Annotated in this window: 19 protein-coding genes; 9 read left to right on the top strand and 10 right to left on the bottom strand. The window is 73.4% G+C overall.

Annotated features, from left to right (window positions below):
- The first annotated feature begins 85 nt into the window (after positions 1-85).
- Genes E1287_RS04920 through E1287_RS04910 form a run of 3 tightly spaced genes read left to right on the top strand, consistent with a single transcriptional unit; the run spans position 86 to position 2402 of the window.
- Entirely contained in the window at positions 86-994 is a 909-nt protein-coding gene (locus E1287_RS04920; protein ID WP_131963597.1) for a polysaccharide deacetylase family protein, read from the top strand.
- A complete protein-coding gene (locus tag E1287_RS04915; protein ID WP_131963596.1) occupies positions 991-1449 on the top strand; it encodes a hypothetical protein in 459 nt (152 codons plus the stop codon). Before E1287_RS04920 ends, E1287_RS04915 begins: the two co-directional genes overlap by 4 nt.
- Complete coding sequence (locus E1287_RS04910) at positions 1446-2402, top strand: hypothetical protein (protein WP_131963595.1); 957 nt, start codon at positions 1446-1448, stop codon at positions 2400-2402. The genes E1287_RS04915 and E1287_RS04910 overlap by 4 nt, the downstream gene beginning before the upstream one ends.
- Here the strand turns inward: E1287_RS04910 and E1287_RS04905 are convergent.
- Positions 2378-2809: a DUF393 domain-containing protein gene (locus tag E1287_RS04905; protein ID WP_131963594.1), complete on the bottom strand. Its 432-nt coding sequence runs from the start codon at positions 2807-2809 to the stop codon at positions 2378-2380. The two genes, E1287_RS04910 and E1287_RS04905, sit on opposite strands and share 25 nt — an antisense overlap.
- Positions 2806-3375 (bottom strand): HIT domain-containing protein, encoded by a 570-nt coding sequence (locus tag E1287_RS04900; RefSeq protein ID WP_243718632.1) that lies wholly within the window; start codon positions 3373-3375, stop codon positions 2806-2808. The genes E1287_RS04905 and E1287_RS04900 overlap by 4 nt, the downstream gene beginning before the upstream one ends.
- Positions 3376-3554: 179 nt before the next feature.
- Here E1287_RS04900 and E1287_RS04895 point away from each other — a divergent pair, with 179 nt between their 5' ends.
- Positions 3555-4169: an Asp23/Gls24 family envelope stress response protein gene (locus E1287_RS04895; RefSeq protein ID WP_131963593.1), complete on the top strand. Its 615-nt coding sequence runs from the start codon at positions 3555-3557 to the stop codon at positions 4167-4169.
- On the opposite strand, the gene E1287_RS04890 is transcribed toward E1287_RS04895, so the two are convergent.
- The 4 genes from E1287_RS04890 to E1287_RS04875 all read right to left on the bottom strand — a co-directional run bounded on the left by E1287_RS04890 (position 4148) and on the right by E1287_RS04875 (position 9253).
- The gene (locus tag E1287_RS04890; protein WP_131963592.1) at positions 4148-4813 is read right to left on the bottom strand and encodes a hypothetical protein; all 666 of its coding nucleotides are present in this window, start codon (positions 4811-4813) and stop codon (positions 4148-4150) included. The two genes, E1287_RS04895 and E1287_RS04890, sit on opposite strands and share 22 nt — an antisense overlap.
- Before the next feature lie 36 nt (positions 4814-4849).
- On the bottom strand, positions 4850-6874 hold the full coding sequence (thrS, locus tag E1287_RS04885) for a threonine--tRNA ligase (RefSeq protein WP_243718637.1): 2025 nt from the start codon (positions 6872-6874) through the stop codon (positions 4850-4852).
- A 253-nt stretch (positions 6875-7127) separates the two neighbouring features.
- A complete protein-coding gene (locus tag E1287_RS04880; RefSeq protein WP_131963590.1) occupies positions 7128-8591 on the bottom strand; it encodes a sugar porter family MFS transporter in 1464 nt (487 codons plus the stop codon).
- Between the two features lie 29 nt (positions 8592-8620).
- Complete coding sequence (locus E1287_RS04875) at positions 8621-9253, bottom strand: class I SAM-dependent methyltransferase (protein ID WP_131963589.1); 633 nt, start codon at positions 9251-9253, stop codon at positions 8621-8623.
- Between the two features lie 161 nt (positions 9254-9414).
- On the opposite strand from E1287_RS04875, the gene E1287_RS04870 reads away from it, so the two are divergent.
- On the top strand, positions 9415-10671 hold the full coding sequence (locus E1287_RS04870) for a sensor histidine kinase (protein WP_131963588.1): 1257 nt from the start codon (positions 9415-9417) through the stop codon (positions 10669-10671).
- A gap of 23 nt (positions 10672-10694) precedes the next feature.
- A complete protein-coding gene (locus E1287_RS04865; protein ID WP_131963587.1) occupies positions 10695-11369 on the top strand; it encodes a response regulator transcription factor in 675 nt (224 codons plus the stop codon).
- A 24-nt stretch (positions 11370-11393) separates the two neighbouring features.
- On the opposite strand, the gene E1287_RS04860 is transcribed toward E1287_RS04865, so the two are convergent.
- Both E1287_RS04860 and E1287_RS04855 read right to left on the bottom strand, forming a co-directional pair.
- Complete coding sequence (locus tag E1287_RS04860) at positions 11394-12350, bottom strand: NADPH:quinone oxidoreductase family protein (protein WP_131963586.1); 957 nt, start codon at positions 12348-12350, stop codon at positions 11394-11396.
- A gap of 23 nt (positions 12351-12373) precedes the next feature.
- Positions 12374-13120 carry an SDR family NAD(P)-dependent oxidoreductase gene (locus tag E1287_RS04855; RefSeq protein ID WP_131963585.1) on the bottom strand — a complete coding sequence of 249 codons (747 nt, stop codon included), beginning with the start codon at positions 13118-13120 and terminating at the stop codon, positions 12374-12376.
- 46 nt (positions 13121-13166) lie between these two features.
- Between E1287_RS04855 and E1287_RS04850 the strand changes: the two genes are divergently transcribed.
- Both E1287_RS04850 and E1287_RS04845 read left to right on the top strand, forming a co-directional pair.
- On the top strand, positions 13167-14390 hold the full coding sequence (locus E1287_RS04850) for an acyl-CoA dehydrogenase family protein (RefSeq protein ID WP_131963584.1): 1224 nt from the start codon (positions 13167-13169) through the stop codon (positions 14388-14390).
- Positions 14387-15070, top strand: coding sequence for a TetR/AcrR family transcriptional regulator (locus tag E1287_RS04845; RefSeq protein ID WP_131963583.1), 684 nt, complete (start codon positions 14387-14389; stop codon positions 15068-15070). Before E1287_RS04850 ends, E1287_RS04845 begins: the two co-directional genes overlap by 4 nt.
- Here E1287_RS04845 and E1287_RS04840 read toward each other — a convergent pair.
- Positions 15067-16080 carry an ROK family transcriptional regulator gene (locus E1287_RS04840; RefSeq protein WP_243718630.1) on the bottom strand — a complete coding sequence of 338 codons (1014 nt, stop codon included), beginning with the start codon at positions 16078-16080 and terminating at the stop codon, positions 15067-15069. The two genes, E1287_RS04845 and E1287_RS04840, sit on opposite strands and share 4 nt — an antisense overlap.
- 73 nt (positions 16081-16153) lie before the next feature.
- Between E1287_RS04840 and E1287_RS04835 the strand changes: the two genes are divergently transcribed.
- A complete protein-coding gene (locus E1287_RS04835; RefSeq protein WP_131963582.1) occupies positions 16154-17341 on the top strand; it encodes an MFS transporter in 1188 nt (395 codons plus the stop codon).
- A gap of 23 nt (positions 17342-17364) precedes the next feature.
- Here E1287_RS04835 and E1287_RS04830 read toward each other — a convergent pair whose 3' ends face one another.
- Positions 17365-17919, bottom strand: coding sequence for a dihydrofolate reductase family protein (locus E1287_RS04830; RefSeq protein ID WP_131963581.1), 555 nt, complete (start codon positions 17917-17919; stop codon positions 17365-17367).
- Positions 17920-17991 lie beyond the last annotated feature (72 nt).

The raw sequence follows: 17991 nt of genomic DNA, 5'->3' as shown, positions 1-17991 counted from the left end.
ATCCGCCCCTCATCCCAGAGGTTGAGAGCAGGTCGGCCGCCGGGCCGATGATCTTCCCGGATCACCGTGGCACGCTGACTTCGCCATGGAAAAATCGGGGGAAGAACGGCGGCGCGAAGGGCCGGGCAGGCGCCGTTTCGTCAAGAGCATCGGGCTCGCGGCCGGCGGCCTGCTCGCGGGCGGCGCCGGCGTCGTGACCGAGCAGGCGTGGCAGGACAAGCCCGTCCCGGCGTCGGCCGCCTCGGTGGAGTCCTGGCGGCCGCCCGGCTGCCAGGTCGACGTGTTCTGGTCGGTCGACACCAAGCGCCGCCTCGTCGCGCTCACCTTCGACGACGGCCCGATGGAGCGGTGGACGCCGCAGGCCCTCGACGCGCTGGACGCCGAGAAGGTGCCCGCGACGTTCTTCGTCGTCGGGAGCAGGCTCCGCCGCAACGCCGATCTCGTCCGCGGCAGGTTCGGCCGGCACGAGATCGGCAACCACACGTGGCGGCACGACGACCTGTCGAGGATGAGCCACGCCGCCGCCTACCGGTCCATCCACCGCACCCACGAGGCGATCAAGGAGGTCACGGGCCGCGCGCCGACGCTGCTGCGCCCGCCGTGGGGCCGCCTCGGCGGGACGACCCTGCACGTCGCCGCCGAGCACGGCTACGACATCGCGCTGTGGTCGCTGCTGGTGCAGGACCGCCGGTTCGCCGACCGGCCGTCCGCGCTGGTGGACGCCGTCGTGGACAACGCCAGGCCCGGCTCCATCGTGCTCGCCCACGACGTCGGCGCGCCGAGCCGGAAGGTCGCCGTCCAGGAGCTGCCCGCCATGATCCGCGGGCTGCGGGAGAGGGGCTTCGAGTTCGTCACCGTGTCGCAGCTGCGGCAGGCGGCCCCGCCGCCCTTGCCGGGGGGTGTGGGGGGTCGTCCCCCCACAGGGGAAAACGGCCGGGCCGGAGAGAAGGGGATCTTCCTGCCGGAGCGGCCGCGCGGCTCTAGGGTTGGATGATGCACACCCCGGCCCACCGCCTGGGTCTCGCCTCGAGGCTCTGGCGGTCCGTCGTCGCCGCGTCCGTCGTCGGGACGCTCCTCTACACCAGCTCGTACGGGGACAACGACGCCTTCCCGCTCGGTCCGATGACGCAGTTCGCGTTCGCGGTGAAAGACGACGGCGGCACGATCAACTCCTTCTGGCTGGAGGCCGACACCGCGGCCGGCGTGCACGTGAAGCTGTCCATGGACGCCGTCGGGACGGGCATGAAACGCGCCGAGATCGAGGGGCAGATGAGCCGGATCGTCCGCGACCCGTCCCTGCTCCAGGGGATCGCCGAGGGGCACCGCAGGCTGCATCCCCGCGAGCCCGGGCTGACCAGGATCTACGTCGTGCAGGAGATCAAGACGCTGAAGCGCGGCAAGGTGGTAAGCGTCACGAAGCAGAACCGCGTCGTCTGGGACGTGCGATGACGGCCGCGGCGACACCGGAGGCGCCCCGTCCCGTCGAGGCCGGCGCGTCCGGGGACTCCACCGCCCGCACCGCCTGGGACCGCTGGTGGTTCGGGCCCGCCCCGCGCGCCCGCGTCGCCTGGCTGCGGATCCTCGGCTACGCGTTCCTGCCGTTCGACATGCTGCTGCTGACCGGCAGTTCCCTGGCGCACGCGCGGCTGCCCGCCGACCTGTACCAGCCCGTCCTGCTCGGGCGGCTGCTGCACATCCCCGCGCCCACGTTGTGGTCCATGTACACGCTGCTGGTGGTGACGATCGCGGCCGGGCTGGTCGCGGCGACCGGACGGGTCCTGCCGAGGGCGACCGGGTACGTCGCCGCGTGCGGTTACCTGTGGTGGGTCACGATCAGCATGTCGTACGGGAAGGTCGACCACGACCATCTGGCGCTCGTCGTGGCGCTGTTCGCCCTGCCGAGCGTCGGACGCGCGAGGATCGGCGACACGCAGGGCTGCGAGGCGTCGGCGTGGTCGGTGCGCTGCATCCAGATCGGCGTCGTCGCGGCGTACTTCCTGTCCGCGTGGGCGAAGGTGCGCATCGGCGGGTTCCCCGCGTGGCCGAACGGCAACACCGTCCAGTGGGCGCTGAGCCGGCGCGGGACGCCGTTCGGGCGCAGCCTCATCGACTACTCGCCGGTCCTCAAGGCCAGCCAGTGGATCATGTTCGTGGCGGAGGCGGTCTCCCCCGTGATCCTGTTCCTGCGCGGGCGCCCGCTGTACCTGATGGTGCTGTTCTTCGCGGGCTTCCACGTCGTCACCTACGCGCTGATGACGATCCACTTCCTGCCGCACGCCATCTGGCTGGCGGCGTTCCTCCCGCTGGAGCGGCTCACGGGACTGCTGCCCGAGCGGCTGCGCGGCCGGACGGCGGCGGACGAGGCGCCCGCGTCCGGTCAGCGCGAGCCGCTGCCCTCCTGACGGGCGCCGCCTGGACGCTGCGCCGCCGGGAGCCTGCACGCCGCCGTCCCGCCCGGCATGCGGTGCCGGTTGATCGCGACGAGCCGGTAGGCGGCCTGCGCGGCCCAGCTCACCGGCGCGATCCGGATGGCCACGCCGAGCGCCCGCCAGGCGCCGCCGGCCTCGGTCAGCAGCCGTCCGACCGCGTCCGCGCCGCCGCTGACCCGGCCCAGCCGGTCGACCCACAGCACCTCGTGCTCGGCGCGCTCGACCGTCGTGCCGAGATCGTCCAGGTCGGCGAACTGGAACGGGACGACCTCCGCCCGGACGGGCACGTACCGCTCCAGGAACCGCGCCGACGTCGTGCAGAAACCGCAGTCGCCGTCGTACACCAGGACCGGCTGATCACGCCGCTTCAGGGGGCTCATGACGCGGGCCAGGCGTCGGCGAGCATCTGCCGGGTGTCGCGCAGCAGCTGCGGCAGCACCTTGGTGTGCCCGACGACCGGCATGAAGTTGGTGTCGCCGCCCCAGCGCGGGACGACGTGCTGGTGCAGGTGCGCCGCGATCCCCGCGCCCGCGACCAGTCCCAGGTTCATCCCGACGTTGAAGCCCTGCGCGCCGCTGGCCTTGCGCAGCGCGGTCAGCGAGTGCCGCGTGAACACCGCCAGCTCCGTGTACTCCGCCTCGTCGAGGTCGGCGTAGTCGGCGACGTGCCGGTACGGGACGACCATGAGGTGCCCGGAGTTGTACGGGTAGAGGTTCAGCACCGTGTACACCGACGCGCCGCGGGCGACGACGAGGCCGTCCTCGTCGGGCATCTTCGGGATCTCGCAGAACGGGCAGCCGTCGTCCGAGCCCGCGCCCGTCGGCTTGTTCTCGCCCTTGATGTAGGCCATCCGGTGCGGGGTCCACAGCCGCTGGAATCGGTCGGGCTCGCCCGCGCCGCCCCGCTCCTGCTCGAAGCGGGGCCCAGGCTCGTTCTCTGCGCTCAAGGCGGCGGTCTCCTTTTGTTCACGGCCTGACCAGCAGCATAGAGAGAGATGCCCGGGATGCTGTAGCCGGGATCCCCGCCGGGCACGCGTGCGGGACGCGCCCGCGATCACACCCGTGCGTGACGTCCCGCGGGTCCCTCCGCCACCATGGTCATTCCACCGACCCCCAGGGAGCGATCATGACCGGGCTCGACAAGGGCTTCACCGGAAGTGGCGAGCCGAGGCCGGAGCCCGGTGCCGGGACGTTCTTCCCCGGGCCCGCCGCGCGCCGGGGGCCGGTGCCGCCGTCGAGACCGCCCCTGTCCGCGCCGTCCGCGCTGACCTCGGGCGCGAACGCGCTGCCGATGACGCTGCAGGGCACGCCCGGCGACATCACCACCGCGGTGGACGGCCGCATCACGATCGAGAACGGCGTCATAGGGAAGATCGCCGCGCTGGCCGCGCTGGAGGTCGGCGGGGTCGCCGCCCTCGTCCCGCGTCCCGGCGCTCCGGGTCCCGGCGCGCAAGGCCCCGACGCGCAGGGCCCGGACGCCCAGGGCCCGGACGCTCAGGGCCGGGACGCGGCGCGGGCGCGGGCGGGCGTGCGCGTCGACCTGGACGAGCACGCGGACGAGGTCGCCCTCGACGTCGCGATCGCCGTCGAGTACGGCACCGTCATCAAGGACGTGGCGAGGCTGGTGAAGGCGAACGTGGCGCGGGTCGCGGGCATGATGCTCGGGATGCGGATCGCCGCGGTGAACGTGTCGGTGGAGGACGTCCGCCTGCCCGGCGATCAGGCCGCGACGCGGGCGTAGCACGTCTGCATGGCGACGCCGACCGACACCGTGGTGACCTTGACGCGCTGGACGAGCTGCGGCGGGACGCCCGTGAAATGGAACGTGTGCGGCCCGCCGCCCTTGACGGTGGTCTGCTGCGACGCCGGTTGCCGCCCTCCGTCCAGGGACATCTCGGCCCGGATCGCCCCGCTGGAGGAGACGGTGATCACGACGTCGACCCCGTCGCGGACGGCACGGTAGTACGCCGTCCCCCGCGGGCACCACGACAGCTGGGCCGGGCCGTTCTGCTCGGGGATCTCGGGCCCGCCGCCCTGCCCGCCGGGGTAGGGCTCTCCCCTGCGGTTCTCCTGCGGCGCGGGCCGCGTCGGGGACGCGGGAAGGCCGGCGCCGCCGGGCTGCCCGCCGGTCGGCGCGGCGGACGGGTTCGCCGGGCCCTGGGCGCCCGCGGCCCCGGCGTCCCGCCCGTCGTCCATCAGCGGCATGAGGAGCACCACGACGGCGGCGGCGGCCAGCAGCGCGGCACCGCCGTAGCCGCCGATCCGGACCCAGGGTGACCGGGGCCGCCGGACCCGCCGGGCCCGCCGCGCAGACCACGGCCGCCGCCGCGCCGACCGGGGCGACCGCGTCGACCGGGGCCACCGCCCCGGGCGCCCGACCTTCATCCGCCGTCTGCTCAAACCGGGCCCTCCAGCCGCCCGTCAGATCTGCACGCGGGCCTCGACCGCCTTGGCGATCTCGTCGGCCGCCTCGGCGATCGGGACCCCGTTCTTCTGCTCGCCGTTGCGGTACCGGAACGACACGGCGTCCTTGGCCACGTCGTCGTCGCCCGCCAGCAGCATGTACGGGATCTTCTGCTTCTGCGCGTTGCGGATCTTCTTCTGCATCCGGTCGGACGAGGCGTCCACCTCGACCCGGATCCCGCGCTCGCGCAGCGCGGCGGCGGCCTTCTCCAGGTGCGGGACGTGGGCCTCGCCGATCGGGATGCCGACCGCCTGCACCGGTGCCAGCCAAGGCGGCATCGCGCCCGCGTAATGCTCCAGCAGCACGCCGAAGAACCGCTCGATCGACCCGAACAGCGCCCGGTGGATCATGACGGGCTGCTGCCGGGTGCCGTCCGCCGCCTGGTACTCCAGGCCGAACCGCTTGGGCTGGTTGAAGTCGACCTGGATGGTGGACAGCTGCCAGGTGCGGCCGATGGCGTCCTTGGCCTGGACGGAGATCTTCGGGCCGTAGAACGCGGCGCCGCCCGGGTCGTCGACAAGGTCGAGGCCCGACTCCTCGGCCGACTCGCGCAGCGCGGCGGTGGCCTCCGCCCATTCGTCGTCGGAGCCGATGAACTTCTCGGAGTCGTCCTTGGTGGACAGCTCCAGGTAGAACTCGTTCAGCCCGTAGTCGCGGAGGAGGTCGAGCACGAAGGTGAGCAGCTTCTTGATCTCGTCGACCATCTGCCCGCGGGTGCAGTAGATGTGCGCGTCGTCCTGGGTCATGCCGCGGACGCGGGTGAGGCCGTGGACGACGCCGGACTTCTCGAACCGGTACACCGACCCGAACTCGAACAGCCGCAGCGGCAGCTCCCGGTAGGACCGCCCGCGCGCCCTGAAGATCAGGTTGTGCATCGGGCAGTTCATCGGCTTGAGGTAGTAGTCGCCGCCGTCGACCTCCATGGGCGGGAACATGTCGTCCTTGTACCAGCCTAGGTGGCCGGAGGTGTCGAACAAGTCGCCCTTGGTGATGTGCGGGGTGTTGACGAACTCGTAGCCGCTCTCCTCGTGCCGCCTGCGCGAGTAGTCCTCCATCACGCGGCGGACGACGCCGCCCTTCGGGTGGAAGACGGCGAGGCCGCTGCCGATCTCGGACGGGAACGAGAACAGGTCGAGCTCGGCGCCGAGCCTGCGGTGGTCGCGCTTCTCGGCCTCCTCCAGGAACTTCAGGTACTCGTCCTGCTTCTCCCTGGACTCCCACGCGGTGCCGTAGATCCGCTGGAGCTGCGGGTTCTTCTCGCTGCCTCGCCAGTACGCGCCGCCGGTCCGCATCAGCTTGAACGCGGGGATGACGCGGGTGGACGGCAGATGCGGGCCGCGGCACAGGTCCTTCCAGCGCAGCTCGCCGGACTTGGCGTCGAGGTTGTCGTAGATGGTCAGCTCGCCGCCGCCGACCTCGACGCTGGCACCCTCGGCCGCCTCTTCGGCGCCACCTGAGCCCTTGAGGCCGATGAGCTCCAGCTTGTAGGGCTCTTCGGCCAGCTCGGCGCGGGCGTCGTCGTCGGAGACGGGACGGCGGGAGAAGCGCTGCCCCTGCTTGACGATCTCGCGCATCCGCTTCTCGATGCGCTTGAGGTCGTCGGGGGTGAACGGCTCGGCGACGTCGAAGTCGTAGTAGAAGCCGTTCTCGACGGGCGGGCCGATGCCGAGCTTCGCCTCGGGGAACAGCTCCTGGACGGCCTGCGCCATGACGTGCGCGGCGGAGTGCCGCATGATCGCCCGTCCGTCGGCGGAGCCGATCTCGACGGGCTCGACCGCGTCGCCGGCGCTCAGCCCGGCCGCGAGGTCGCGCAGCTCGCCGTTGACCCGGGCCGCGATCACGGTGCGGCCGTCGGCGTCCAGCGCCTGGCCCGCGGTGGCGCCCACCGGCACCGCCCGCTCGCCGCCGTCGACGGTGATGCGCAGCTCGGACACGGATTCTCCTCGTGGTGATGGGCCGGGATCAGCGGGTTCCGATGGTATCGACTCGGGGTGGGCCCCGGACGCATCCGCCTCCATCTCTGGTGCTCCTCTGATCATGGAGGGCCCGCGGCGATCCCGGTCGGCGGCCTTGGAAAGCGAGAGGGCCCCGGGATCGCTCCCGGGGCCCACCGCGTGCAATGTCAGGACATGCCGCCGTCGCGCCGGGAGTGACCCGGCGCGGTCGTCTCGAACACGTGCGGCATGCGTCCAGCGTAGCCGATGGGACGAACCGGCGCACGGCGGTAAAAAGCGCTCAGGAGCGGGCTCCGGGGGCGGCGAGCTTGTCCATGTCCTCCAGCTCGCGCCCCTTGGTCTCGGGGACGGCGCGGATCACGAACACGAACGCCAGGACGGAGGCCGCCGTGTAGATCCCGTACGCCAGCCCCAGCGAGAACCCGGAGATGCCGGGGAACGTCGTGGTGATCACCCAGTTGGCGAGCCACTGCGCCGCCGCGGCGACGGCGAGGGCGGACGCCCGGATGAAGTTGTTGAACATCTCCCCGAGCATCACCCAGACCACCGGGCCCCACGTCGCGGCGAACGAGGCGACGAAGACGTTGGCGGCGACCAGCGCGACCGGCCCGGCGAGGTCGCCGAGGCGCGGCTCGCCGTCCACGACGGGGGCGGTGGCGAAGCAGACCGTCAGCAGGCCGAGGGAGACCGCCATCCCGGCGGCGCCGCCGAGCAGCAGCGGCCGCCGCCCGACCCGGTCGACCAGCGCGATCGCGACCAGCGTGAACAGGACGTTGACCAGCGAGTTGATCACCGAGGTGAGCATCGCGTCGTCCTCGGAGAACCCGACCGCCTGCCACAGCGAGGACGAGTAGTAGAAGATCACGTTGATGCCGACGAACTGCTGGAACACCGACAGCAGGACGCCGACCCAGACGATCGGCAGCAGCCCGAGCCGGGGGCCGCGCAGGTCGCCCAGCCGGACGGGCCGGTCGCTGGCGATCGACCGCTCGATGTCGCCGATCTTGGCGTCCACGTCGCCGTGGCCCATCACGCGGGCGAGGACCTGCCGGGCGCGGGCCGTCTCGTGCTTCTTCACCAGGTACCGGGGCGACTCGGGGATCGCCGTGGCGATGATCCCCCAGAGCACGGCCGGGACGACCGCGCTGGCGAACATCCACCGCCATGCGCCGCCGCCCCAGGGGAACGTCCCGGTCGCGCCGCCGTCGGACACCTGGGCGATGACGTAGTCGACGACGAGCGCCGCGAAGATGCCGAGGACGATCGCCATCTGCTGGAGCGAGCCGAGCCGTCCGCGCAGCTCGGCGGGCGCGATCTCGGCGATGTAGGCGGGCGCGATGACGGACGCGGCGCCGATGGCGACCCCGCCGACCAGCCGCCAGAACGTCAGGTCGACCGGGTTGAACGCGAGCGCCGAGCCGAGCGAGCTGATCACGAACAGCAGGGCGGCGACGTGCATCACCCGCACCCGGCCGATCCGGTCGCTGAGCGGCCCGGCGAACCAGGCGCCCGCGGCGCAGCCGAGCAGCGCGGCCGACACGACGAAACCGACGGCGAAGCCGCTCAGGCCGAAGGTCTCCTTGAGCGCGTCGACGGTCCCGTTGATGACGGAGGAGTCGTAGCCGAACAGGAATCCGCCGAGGGCGGCGGCGCCCGCGAGGAGCACGGCGGTGGCGACGGAGTGGGACGGCGCGTCCCGCCGCCGGTCCGCCGCGGGTCTCGGTCCGCTGTCCGGTGTGGTCATGCGGCCTGATCTTCCCCGGCAGGCGGGCCTTAGTCGCGGACGGCGACCCCGATGACGTGCGGCGAAGCGGGGTTGGCGCGGGCGGACGCCGGGAACTCGAAGTGCCGCTCCCGCCGGACGGTGAACCCGGAGCGGGCGATCCACTCGTCCGTCGGGCGGGTCAGGCGGCAGCCGGCGGCGAGAAACGGCCACACCAGGTCGGCGTAGCGCTGGAACCGCACCTTCCGCGGCGTCCTGCCCCGGACGTGCTCGTAGTACCGCAGCTCCCCGCCGGGCCTGAGGACGCGCCGCAACTCGGCGAGCGCGCGGACGGGGTCGCGCACCGAGCACAGCACGAGGGAGGCCACCGCCACGTCGAAGGAGGCGTCGTCCGCGTCGAGGTCCTCGGCGACGCCGGGCCTGACGGTGACGGGGACGGGCGCGGCGGCGGCGGCGCGGGCGGCCTTGGCGCGCAGCAGCGGCTCGGGCTCGACGGCGACGACCTCGGTGACCTCGGGCGGGTAGTGCGCGAAGTTGGCCCCGTATCCGGCGCCCACCTCCAGGACGCGGCCGGACGCGTCCGCGAGCAGCTCGGCGCGGTGCGCGTCGCCGCCCGCCTTGGCGCAGCCGGCGGCGAGGCGCGGATAGAGCCGGGCGAAGATCGGATGGCTGAGGTCGCTCATTCCCGCAGTCTCCGTCGCCCCGGCGATCACCGCAAGATCACTTCCTGCCGGACGTGACCGGCCCGATTGCGGCGGAAGCGGGCTGATACCCAGGGTGCGGGTCGCATCTCCCTCCGCCGGGTCAGGCCGTCGCGGCGCCGGTGGATCTAGGCTCGACGCAAATGAACCATCCAGACCACGCCGCGTCGGGGGCCCGGAACCGGCTGATCGCCGGCGTCCGCGCCGCCGTCGTGCCCGGCCGCGACGACCACCCGGCCGTCACGCTGCTGCCCGGGAACCTCTCGCTGCGCGTCCCGATCCTCGCGCTCATGTTCGCGATGACGATCGGCTTCACCGCCGGGTCGATCGCGATCGCGATCGTGGAGTACCACGTGAAGCCGGGGCTCGCCTGGCCGCTCGGCGTGCTGCAGGCGACGCCGCTGATCTTCGCGGCGCGGTGGCCGCTGGCGGCGTGGCGGGTCGCGGCCGCCGGGCTGCTGCTGACCGTCGTCGTCCGGCACGGGACGGGGTTCATGCCGTGGCCGGTCACCGCGATCCTGGCCCTGATCGTCATCCTGTTCTTCACCGGGGTCGGCGCCGACCGGCAGACCACCGTGGGCGTCGGCACGGTCACGATCGCCGGGGTGCTGCTGCCCGCCGTCGCGTTCGGGATGCCCGGCTGGTTCGGGATGATCCTCGCCGGGATCTTCGCGGTCGCGCTGACGTTCGGGGACGCGGTCGGCGGCCGGCACTCGGCCGTGGAGGAGCTGCGCCGCCGCGAGGAGCAGCACCGGCAGGACCTCGCCCGGCAGGCGGTGCTGGAGGAGCGCGCCCGCATCGCCCGCGAGCTGCACGACGTGGTGGCGCACCACATGTCGGTGATCGCGATGCAGGCGGAGGCCGCCCCCTACAAGATCCCCGACCTGCCGGACGCCGCGAAGCAGACGTTCGGGGTGGTGCGGGACGCGGCGCGCGAGGCGCTCACCGAGACCCGCCGCGTCGTGGGGCTGCTGCGCTCCGACGACGAGGGCGCCGAGCGGGCCCCGCAGCCCGGGCTGGACCGGCTGGACGACCTGGTCGCGGCGGCCCGCCGCTCCGGGCTGTCGGTCGCGAGCGTCGTCGTCGGGATGCCGCGTCCGCTGGACACCGGCGTGGACCTGTCGGCGTACCGGATCGTCCAGGAGTCGCTGAGCAACGCGGCCCGGTACGCGCCGGGCGCGCGGGTCCACATCGAGATCAAGTACGGCGCGGAGGCGCTCGCGGTGTCGGTCATCGACGACGGGCCGCGCAGCACGCCGGCGGAGTCGCACGGCGGCGGGCACGGCCTGGTCGGGATGCGCGAGCGCGTGACGATGCTCGACGGCCGCTTCGACGCGGGCCCGCGCCGGGAGGCCGGCTGGTCGGTCGTCGCGGAACTGCCGTACGGGGACACCGACTGATCTTTGCCCCGTACTGTTGACGTGTGACGATTCGGGTGCTGATCGCCGACGACCAGGTGATGATCCGCGACGGGCTCGCGGCGCTGCTGTCCTCCGATCCGGGGATCGAGGTGATCGGGCAGGCGGGCAACGGCCGCGAGGCGGTGGAGATGGCCCGCAGGCTCGATCCGGACGTGATCGTCATGGACATCCGGATGCCGGAGATGGACGGCCTGGCCGCGACCGCGGAGCTGGTCGGCGAGCCCGCCGCGGACGCCGACCCGGCCGGGGCGCGGCCCAAGGTGCTGGTCCTGACGACGTTCGACCTGGACGAGTACGTGTACGAGGCGCTCGGCTCCGGCGCGAGCGGGTTCCTGCTGAAGGACGCGTCCGCGGCGGACCTGGTGAACGGCGTGCGGATCGTGGCGGCCGGGGACGCGCTGCTCGCCCCGTCCATCACCCGGCGGCTGATCGGCGACTTCGCGCGGCGGCGCCGCCACCAGCGGCCGAGCCCGAAGGCGACCGCGGCGCTGACGCCGCGGGAGCTGGACGTGCTGCGGCTCATCGCCCGCGGCCTGTCCAACGCCGAGATCGCCGGGGAGCTGGTGCTGGCCGAGCAGACGGTCAAGACGCACGTGGGACACGTGCTGACCAAGCTCGCGTTGCGCGACCGCACCCAGGCCGTCGTCTACGCCTACGAGAACGGCCTTGTCGGCTGATCCGGCCGGTCGGCTGGTCCCGGTTCAGCGGGACGGATCCAGGACGAGCTTGCCGGTGGTGCGGCGGGCGCGCAGGTCCTCGTGGGCGCGCCTGGCCTCGGTGAGCCCGTACTCGCCGCCCGCGACGACGCGGAGGCGTCCGTCCACGGCGAGGCCGAACAGGTCGTCCAGCGCGGTGCGCATGACGTCGCCGGGGAGCCGGAACACGTGCGCCAGCCACATGCCCGCGATCGTCGTCGAGTGGGCCATGAGCGTGGCGGGGCGGACGGGCGACGGCTCCGTCCGCGACGCCATCCCGTAGAACGCGAGGCGCCCGAACGGCGCAAGGGCGCGCAGGCTCTGGTCGGTGACCGTCCCGCCGGTCATCTCCAGGACGGCGTCGACGCGCCGTCCGCCGTTGGCGTCGATCAGCGCGGCCGTGAGGTCGGGCTCGTTCGCGTCGACCGCGGCGTCGGCGCCGAGTTCGAGCGCGAGGTCGCGCTTGTCCGCGGACGAGGCGGTGGCGATGATCCGTCCGGCGCCCCAGGCCTTGGCGAGCTGGACGGCGATGGACCCGACCCCGCCCGCGGCGGCGTGCACGACGACCGACTCGCCCGGCTCCAGGTGGACGCTGCGGCGCAGCAGCACCCACGCCGAAGCGCCCTGGACGATCATGGCGAGCGCGGTGACGTCGTCGACGGCGTCCGGGACGTCCCACGCCAGCGCCTCGGAGGCGACGGCCTTCTCCGCATAGCCGCCGGTGCCGACGAGCGCGACGACCCGCCTGCCGTCCTGAGCCGTGCCGACGACCTCGCCGCCCGGCACCATCGGCAGCGTGGACTCCGAGAGGTAGCTGTCCTCGGCCTGGTGGGTGTCGGCGTAGTTGACGCCCGCCCGCGAGACGTCGATGAGCAGGTGCCCGGGCCCGGCGGCCGGGTCGGGCAGCTCGGTGACGGTCAGGACCTCGGGCCCGCCGAACTCGGTGATCTGGATCGCGCGCATGACTCTCCTGTCGGCTCTCGTGCTCAGCGCGGGCCGGGGACGCCGCGGAACCTGAACGGCTCCGCCGGGCGCCCGGGCACCACGTACCACGCCTCACCCGTGCCGTCCCCGTCCAGGACCTGCATGAACGCGGTCACGACGTCGTCCACGTCCAGGATCGGGAACCCCGTCTCCTGGAGGTGCCCCTTCATCGGGACGAGGATGTCGGTGTCGGCGAACGACGGGCACAGGGCGTTCACCCGGACGCCCTCGTCCGCGAACGCCGGCCCGAGCGCGCGGACGAGCCCGACCACCGCCGCCTTGTTCGCGCCGTAGACCGGGTCGAACGGCGTCGCGGTGAGCGCGGCCATGCTCGCGGTCGCGACGATGTCGCCGCCGCCGCGGGCGCGGATCGCGGGCAGCGCGGCGTGCACGCCGAACACGACGCCGTCGAGGTTGACGCCCATCGCCCGCCGGTACGCGGCGAGGTCGAAGTCCTCGCCGACTCCCCCGCCTCCGGCCACGCCGGCGTTGAGGAAGGCCACGTCCAGTCCGCCGAAGCGGTCCACGGCCGCGGCGACGGCGGCCTGGCTGTCGCCGGGCTCGCGCACGTCGCAGCGTACGAACGCGCCGTCCAGCTCGTCCGCGAGCGCCGCGCCGGCCTCGGCGTCGATGTCGGCGAGGACGACACGCGCCCCCTCCCGCGCGAGCCGCCGGGCCACGGCGGCGCCGATGCCGTTGGACCCGCCCGTGATCAGGGCGACCTTCCCGGACCCGTCGAACGCCGGCATGGGGACTCCCTCATGAAGTAACTGACTCGTCAGTTACCCTAATGGAATGGACTTCGGTTTGAGCGAGCGGGCCCGGGAGTACCACGGCCGCCTCCAGGAATTCATGGACGCCCACGTCTACCCGGCGGAGCCCGTCTACGCGGCTCAGCGGGCGGAACTGCGTACGGCGGGCCGCGAGCACCACGTCCCGCAGATCGTCGAGGACCTCAAGGTCGAGGCGCGCAAGCGCGGCCTATGGAACCTGTTCCTGCCCGACAGCAAGGACCCGGCGCACGGCCTCTCCGTCGTCGACTACGCCTCGCTCGCCGAGACGCTGGGCCGCTCCCCCGAGCTCGGGCCGGAGGCCGCCAACTGCGCGGCGCCCGACACCGGCAACATGGAGGTCCTGCACCTGTTCGGCACGCCCGAGCAGAAGGAGCGGTGGCTCGCGCCGCTGCTGGACGGCGAGATCCGCAGCGCGTTCGCGATGACCGAGCCGGACGTCGCCAGCTCCGACGCCACCAACATCTCCACCAGCATCGAGCGCGACGGCGACCACTACGTCATCAACGGCCGGAAATGGTGGATCACCGGCACCGCCGACCCGCGCTGCAAGATCATGATCGTGATGGGCAAGACCGACCCGGGCGGGCACCCGTACCGGCAGCAGTCGATGGTGCTGGTGCCGATGGACACGCCCGGCGTGGAGGTCGTCCGGCCGCTGCCCGTGTTCGGCTACCAGGACCAGCACGGCCACTGCGAGATCACGTTCACCGACGTCCGCGTCCCGGTGGAGAACCTCGTCGGCGAGGAGGGCGGCGGGTTCGCCATCGCCCAGGCCCGCCTCGGCCCCGGCCGCATCCACCACTGCATGCGCGCGATCGGCGTGGCGGAGCGGGTGCTGGAGCTGATGTGCGAGCGCGCCGTGTCCCGCGAGGCGTTCGGCGGGCCGCTCGCCAAGCAGGGCGTGGTGCGGGCGCAGATCGCCGAGTCCCGGATGGCGATCGAGCAGGCCCGGCTGCTCACGCTCAAGACCGCCTGGCTGATCGACAGGCAGGGCGTCCAGGCCGCCAGGTCCGAGGTCGCGGCGATCAAGGTGATCGCGCCGCGGGTCGCGCTGGACGTCGTCGACAAGGCGATCCAGGTCCACGGCGGCGCCGGCGTCAGCGGCGACACTCCGCTCGCGGCCATGTGGGCGGGGCTGCGCACGCTGCGCCTGGCGGACGGCCCCGACGAGGTCCACGTCCGGTCCGTCGCGCGCGCCGAACTGGGCAAGTACACCGGCGCATGACCGACGCCGAAGCGGGGGCGGGCGCGCGGCGGCGGATGCCGCACGCCCGGCGGCGCGAGCAGCTGCTCCGGATCGCGCTGGAGGAGTTCGGCAGGCGCGGCTACCACCTGACGCAGATGGAGCACGTGGCGGCGGCCGCGCAGGTGTCCAAGGCGCTGCTGTACCAGCACTTCGCGTCCAAGGAGGAGCTGTTCGCCGAGGTCACCGAGGCGATCGTCGCCGAGCTGACCGGACGGCTCAACGCGGCGGTGCTCGCCGCGCACGGCTCCGCGGGCGGCATCCGCGCCATGATCCGGGTGCTGTTCGACTACGCCACCGAGGAGCCGGACGCGTGGGCGCTCGTCGTGCGGCATCTCGACAAGCCCGAGGTGGGGCTTGAGCTGCGCGAGCTCCGCGAGCGGCTCGGCACCGCGTTCGCCGACCTGCTGCTGCGCCGCCGCCGCGCCGACCCGAAGCTGTCGCGGGCCGCGCTGGAGGTGAACGAGCGGCGGGCGCGGCTCCTCGTCCCGCTGATGTACGGGTCGATGCTGTCGATGGTCTCGTGGTGGCTGGAGCACCCCGACACCCCGCGCGAGCGCGCCGAGCAGATGGCCGTGGAGTTCATCTGGCTCGGCCTCGACCGGCTCCGCACCGGCGAGCGGCTGCCCAAGGAGCCGGAGACCGGGCCGGTGGAGGGCTAGCGGAAGACGTCGTCGCGGGCCAGGTCGAGAGCGGTCAGGACCGCGCCGCGCAGCACGGTGTCGCCCTCGACGCCGCTGGGCCGCACCTCGGTGGGCGCCGGGGACATCCGGCCGAGCCGCTCGGCGACCAGCCCGGCCAGCCGGTCGCCGCCCGCGCGGCCCAGGTCGCCGCCGAGGATGACGAGGCCGGGGTCCAGGACGGCGACCAGCGCGAACACGCCCTGGACGATCCGGTCCGCGAACTCCTCCGGGGCGAGGTCGCGCACGGCGCCCACCAGGTCGCAGAAGTCCATGCCGCCGAACTTGAGCAGGCCGACCTCGCCCGCTCCGCCGGACGCGCCGCGGCGGAGCCGTCCGTCCAGGAAGACGGCGGCGCCTATGCCGTCGGCCATCCAAAGCAGAGCGAAGTCGTCTCGTCCGGCCGCGGCGCCCGTCCGGTGCTCGGCGACGGCCGACAGGTTGACCTCGTTCTCCAGGGTGACATGCACGCCCAGCCGGTCCGCCAGAGCCGGGCCCAGGTCGGGACGCCAGCCGGGGACGCCGCTGTCGGTGGCGAGCCCGGTGCGCGGATGGATCAGGCCGGGCGTGCCGAGCACCACCGTGTGCGGGACGCGCCCTCCCGCGGCGTCGGCGACGGCGCCGGCGATGAGCGCGACCAGATCGGGCGCGTCCGGCAAGGGCCGCGACGCGGCGCCGGTCTCGTTCCCCGCGATGTCGGAGACGACCACATGGACGGCGTCCCGCCGCAGGTTCACCCCGGCCACGTGCGCGCGGCCCCCCACGAGGCCGTAGAGGCGCGCGTTCGGGCCCCGCCGGTCGGCGCCCGCCTCCCCGGCGACCTCGATCAGCCCGCCGGCGCGGAGCCGCTCGATCAGGTCGGACACGGTCGGGCGCGACAGCCCGGTCAGCGCGCGGAGCTGCGGGGCGGTCAGCGGTCCCCGCTCCAGCAGCAGGTCGAGCGCGAGCCGGTCGTTGATCGCGCGGGCCATCGTCGGGTCGGCGGTCTTCACGCTCCCATAATAATCAGGGTTCCTGCCTGTTTTCACTTTTCATCAGGAAGCCTGCCTGTTAGTTTCTGTGGTCATGAACCCTCAGCACCGCGCCATCGGCGTCGTGTTCGCCGTCCACGGCGCCGTGGCCGGGACGCTCGCCACCCGCATCCCGTGGATCCAGGACAGGCTCGACCTCTCCCCCGCCGTGCTCGGCCTCGCCCTGCTGTGCCCGTCCATCGGCGCGTTCTCCGCCATGCCGACCGCGAGCCGCCTCGCGCACCGGATCGGCGAGCGGCGGTCCATCCGCATCCTGGCGGCGGCGTGGAGCGCGGCCCTCGCGTTGCCCGCGCTCGCGCCCGCGCCCGCCTGGCTGTTCGCGGCCCTGCTGCTCTACGGGGCCGCCTCCGGCATGTGCGACGTCGTCATGAACGGCCACGGCGTCGCCGTCGAGCGGCACCTGCGGCGCCCGATCATCTCCGGGCTGCACGGCCTGTGGTGCGTCGGCAGCCTGGCCGCCGGCGGCGTCGGCATCCTCGCCGCGCACGCCCGCGTCGACGCCCGGCTGCACCTCGGCCTGGTCGCGGCCGTGCTGCTCGCCGCGGCCCTCGCGGCGGGACGCGGGCTGCTCGCGGACCGGCCGACCGAGGGCGTCCCGGCGCCGCGCCGGTTCGCGCTGCCGACCCGGGCCGTCCTCGCCATCGGCCTCGTCGGGTTCTGCGGCACCTTCGCCGAGGGCGCGAGCGCCGACTGGGCCGCCGTGTACCTCACCGAGGTCGCGGACGCGGGCCCCGGCCTCGCCGCCGCCAGCTTCACGATCTTCATGTCGTGCATGGCGGGCGCGCGGCTCCTGGGCGACCGGCTCGTCCGGCGGCTGAGCGCGGCGAAGGTCGTCCGGTGCGGGGGCTCGGTCGCCGTGCTCGGCGGCGTCCTGGTCGTGGTGTCCCGTGCCCCGCTGCCCGCGATGGCCGGATTCGCGCTGCTCGGCATCGGGGTCGCGACGGTCCTGCCGCTGGTCTTCGCGGCCGCCGCCGACACCGGCGCGACGCCCGGGGAGGGCGTGGCGGGCGTCGCGACGATCACCTACCTGTCCGGGCTGACCGCGCCCGCCGTCACCGGCTGGACGGCCGGCGCCCTCTCCTACCCGGCCGCCTTCGCCATGATCACCTGCGTCGTCGCCCTCATGACCCTCTCCGCCGGCGCCCTCCGCCCGCGCCGCCCGTCCGACCTCACCGCCACCCGGCCGGCCGAAGCTCCCGCGCGAACCGCGACCGGCCCCTGACCATGGATGATGCTCACCCGCTTCTACGGCCGGCGGCGGATCCGGTAGTGGAGGAGCACGGTGCCGGTCGGGGTGTTTCTCGACCCTACGAGTTCCAGCGCTCCCGCCGGTGCGCCGTCGAACAGGCGCCGGCCTCCGCCGGCGAGGTACGGCGTCATCACCAGCCGCAACTCGTCCACGAGCCCTTCGGCCAGAAGGGACTGGGCCAAGGTGACGCTGCCATGGACACCGATGTCGCCGCCTGAGGCGTTCCGGATCGGCGCGAGCCGCTCGGCGAGGGATGCCCGCGGGTCGCCGGCGAGGACCTCGGCTCCGGCCCACGGCGTCCCCAGCGGCTTGGAGGTGACCACCACCTTCCGCACGCCGTTGATGAAGCTCGCGAACGGCTCCTCGCCGGCGGTCGGCCAGTGGGAGGCCCAGTCGTCGTAGCCTCGGCGGCCGAGCAGCACGGTGTCCTGGGTGCCGATGACGGTCCCGAGATGCTCTCTCATGACCTCGTCGAAGTCGTGGACGAACACCGGAGGGTCGTCGACGACACCGTCCGCCGAGATGAGCGAGTAGCTGACGATCTTCCGCACGATGTGACCTTCCTGTTGCCCGGACGAGCGCGGGCGGTGTCGGCCGATGGGCTGACCTGGAAAGTTAGCGGA

This window comes from Actinomadura sp. KC06 (assembly GCF_004348735.1).
GTDB lineage: Bacteria > Actinomycetota > Actinomycetes > Streptosporangiales > Streptosporangiaceae > Spirillospora.
This window is presented reverse-complemented; position numbering and strand designations above follow the sequence as displayed.

Coding starts and splice junctions, on each gene's coding strand:
- E1287_RS04835 (WP_131963582.1), top strand. CDS start 16,154: ATGAACCCTCAGCACCGCGCCATCGGCGTCGTGTTCGCCGTCCACGGC.
- E1287_RS04880 (WP_131963590.1), bottom strand. CDS start 8,591: ATGACCACACCGGACAGCGGACCGAGACCCGCGGCGGACCGGCGGCGG.
- E1287_RS04910 (WP_131963595.1), top strand. CDS start 1,446: ATGACGGCCGCGGCGACACCGGAGGCGCCCCGTCCCGTCGAGGCCGGC.
- E1287_RS04845 (WP_131963583.1), top strand. CDS start 14,387: ATGACCGACGCCGAAGCGGGGGCGGGCGCGCGGCGGCGGATGCCGCAC.
- E1287_RS04915 (WP_131963596.1), top strand. CDS start 991: ATGATGCACACCCCGGCCCACCGCCTGGGTCTCGCCTCGAGGCTCTGG.
- E1287_RS04895 (WP_131963593.1), top strand. CDS start 3,555: ATGACCGGGCTCGACAAGGGCTTCACCGGAAGTGGCGAGCCGAGGCCG.
- E1287_RS04855 (WP_131963585.1), bottom strand. CDS start 13,120: ATGCCGGCGTTCGACGGGTCCGGGAAGGTCGCCCTGATCACGGGCGGG.
- E1287_RS04850 (WP_131963584.1), top strand. CDS start 13,167: ATGGACTTCGGTTTGAGCGAGCGGGCCCGGGAGTACCACGGCCGCCTC.
- E1287_RS04870 (WP_131963588.1), top strand. CDS start 9,415: ATGAACCATCCAGACCACGCCGCGTCGGGGGCCCGGAACCGGCTGATC.
- E1287_RS04875 (WP_131963589.1), bottom strand. CDS start 9,253: ATGAGCGACCTCAGCCATCCGATCTTCGCCCGGCTCTATCCGCGCCTC.
- E1287_RS04905 (WP_131963594.1), bottom strand. CDS start 2,809: ATGAGCCCCCTGAAGCGGCGTGATCAGCCGGTCCTGGTGTACGACGGC.
- E1287_RS04920 (WP_131963597.1), top strand. CDS start 86: ATGGAAAAATCGGGGGAAGAACGGCGGCGCGAAGGGCCGGGCAGGCGC.
- E1287_RS04890 (WP_131963592.1), bottom strand. CDS start 4,813: ATGAAGGTCGGGCGCCCGGGGCGGTGGCCCCGGTCGACGCGGTCGCCC.
- E1287_RS04860 (WP_131963586.1), bottom strand. CDS start 12,350: ATGCGCGCGATCCAGATCACCGAGTTCGGCGGGCCCGAGGTCCTGACC.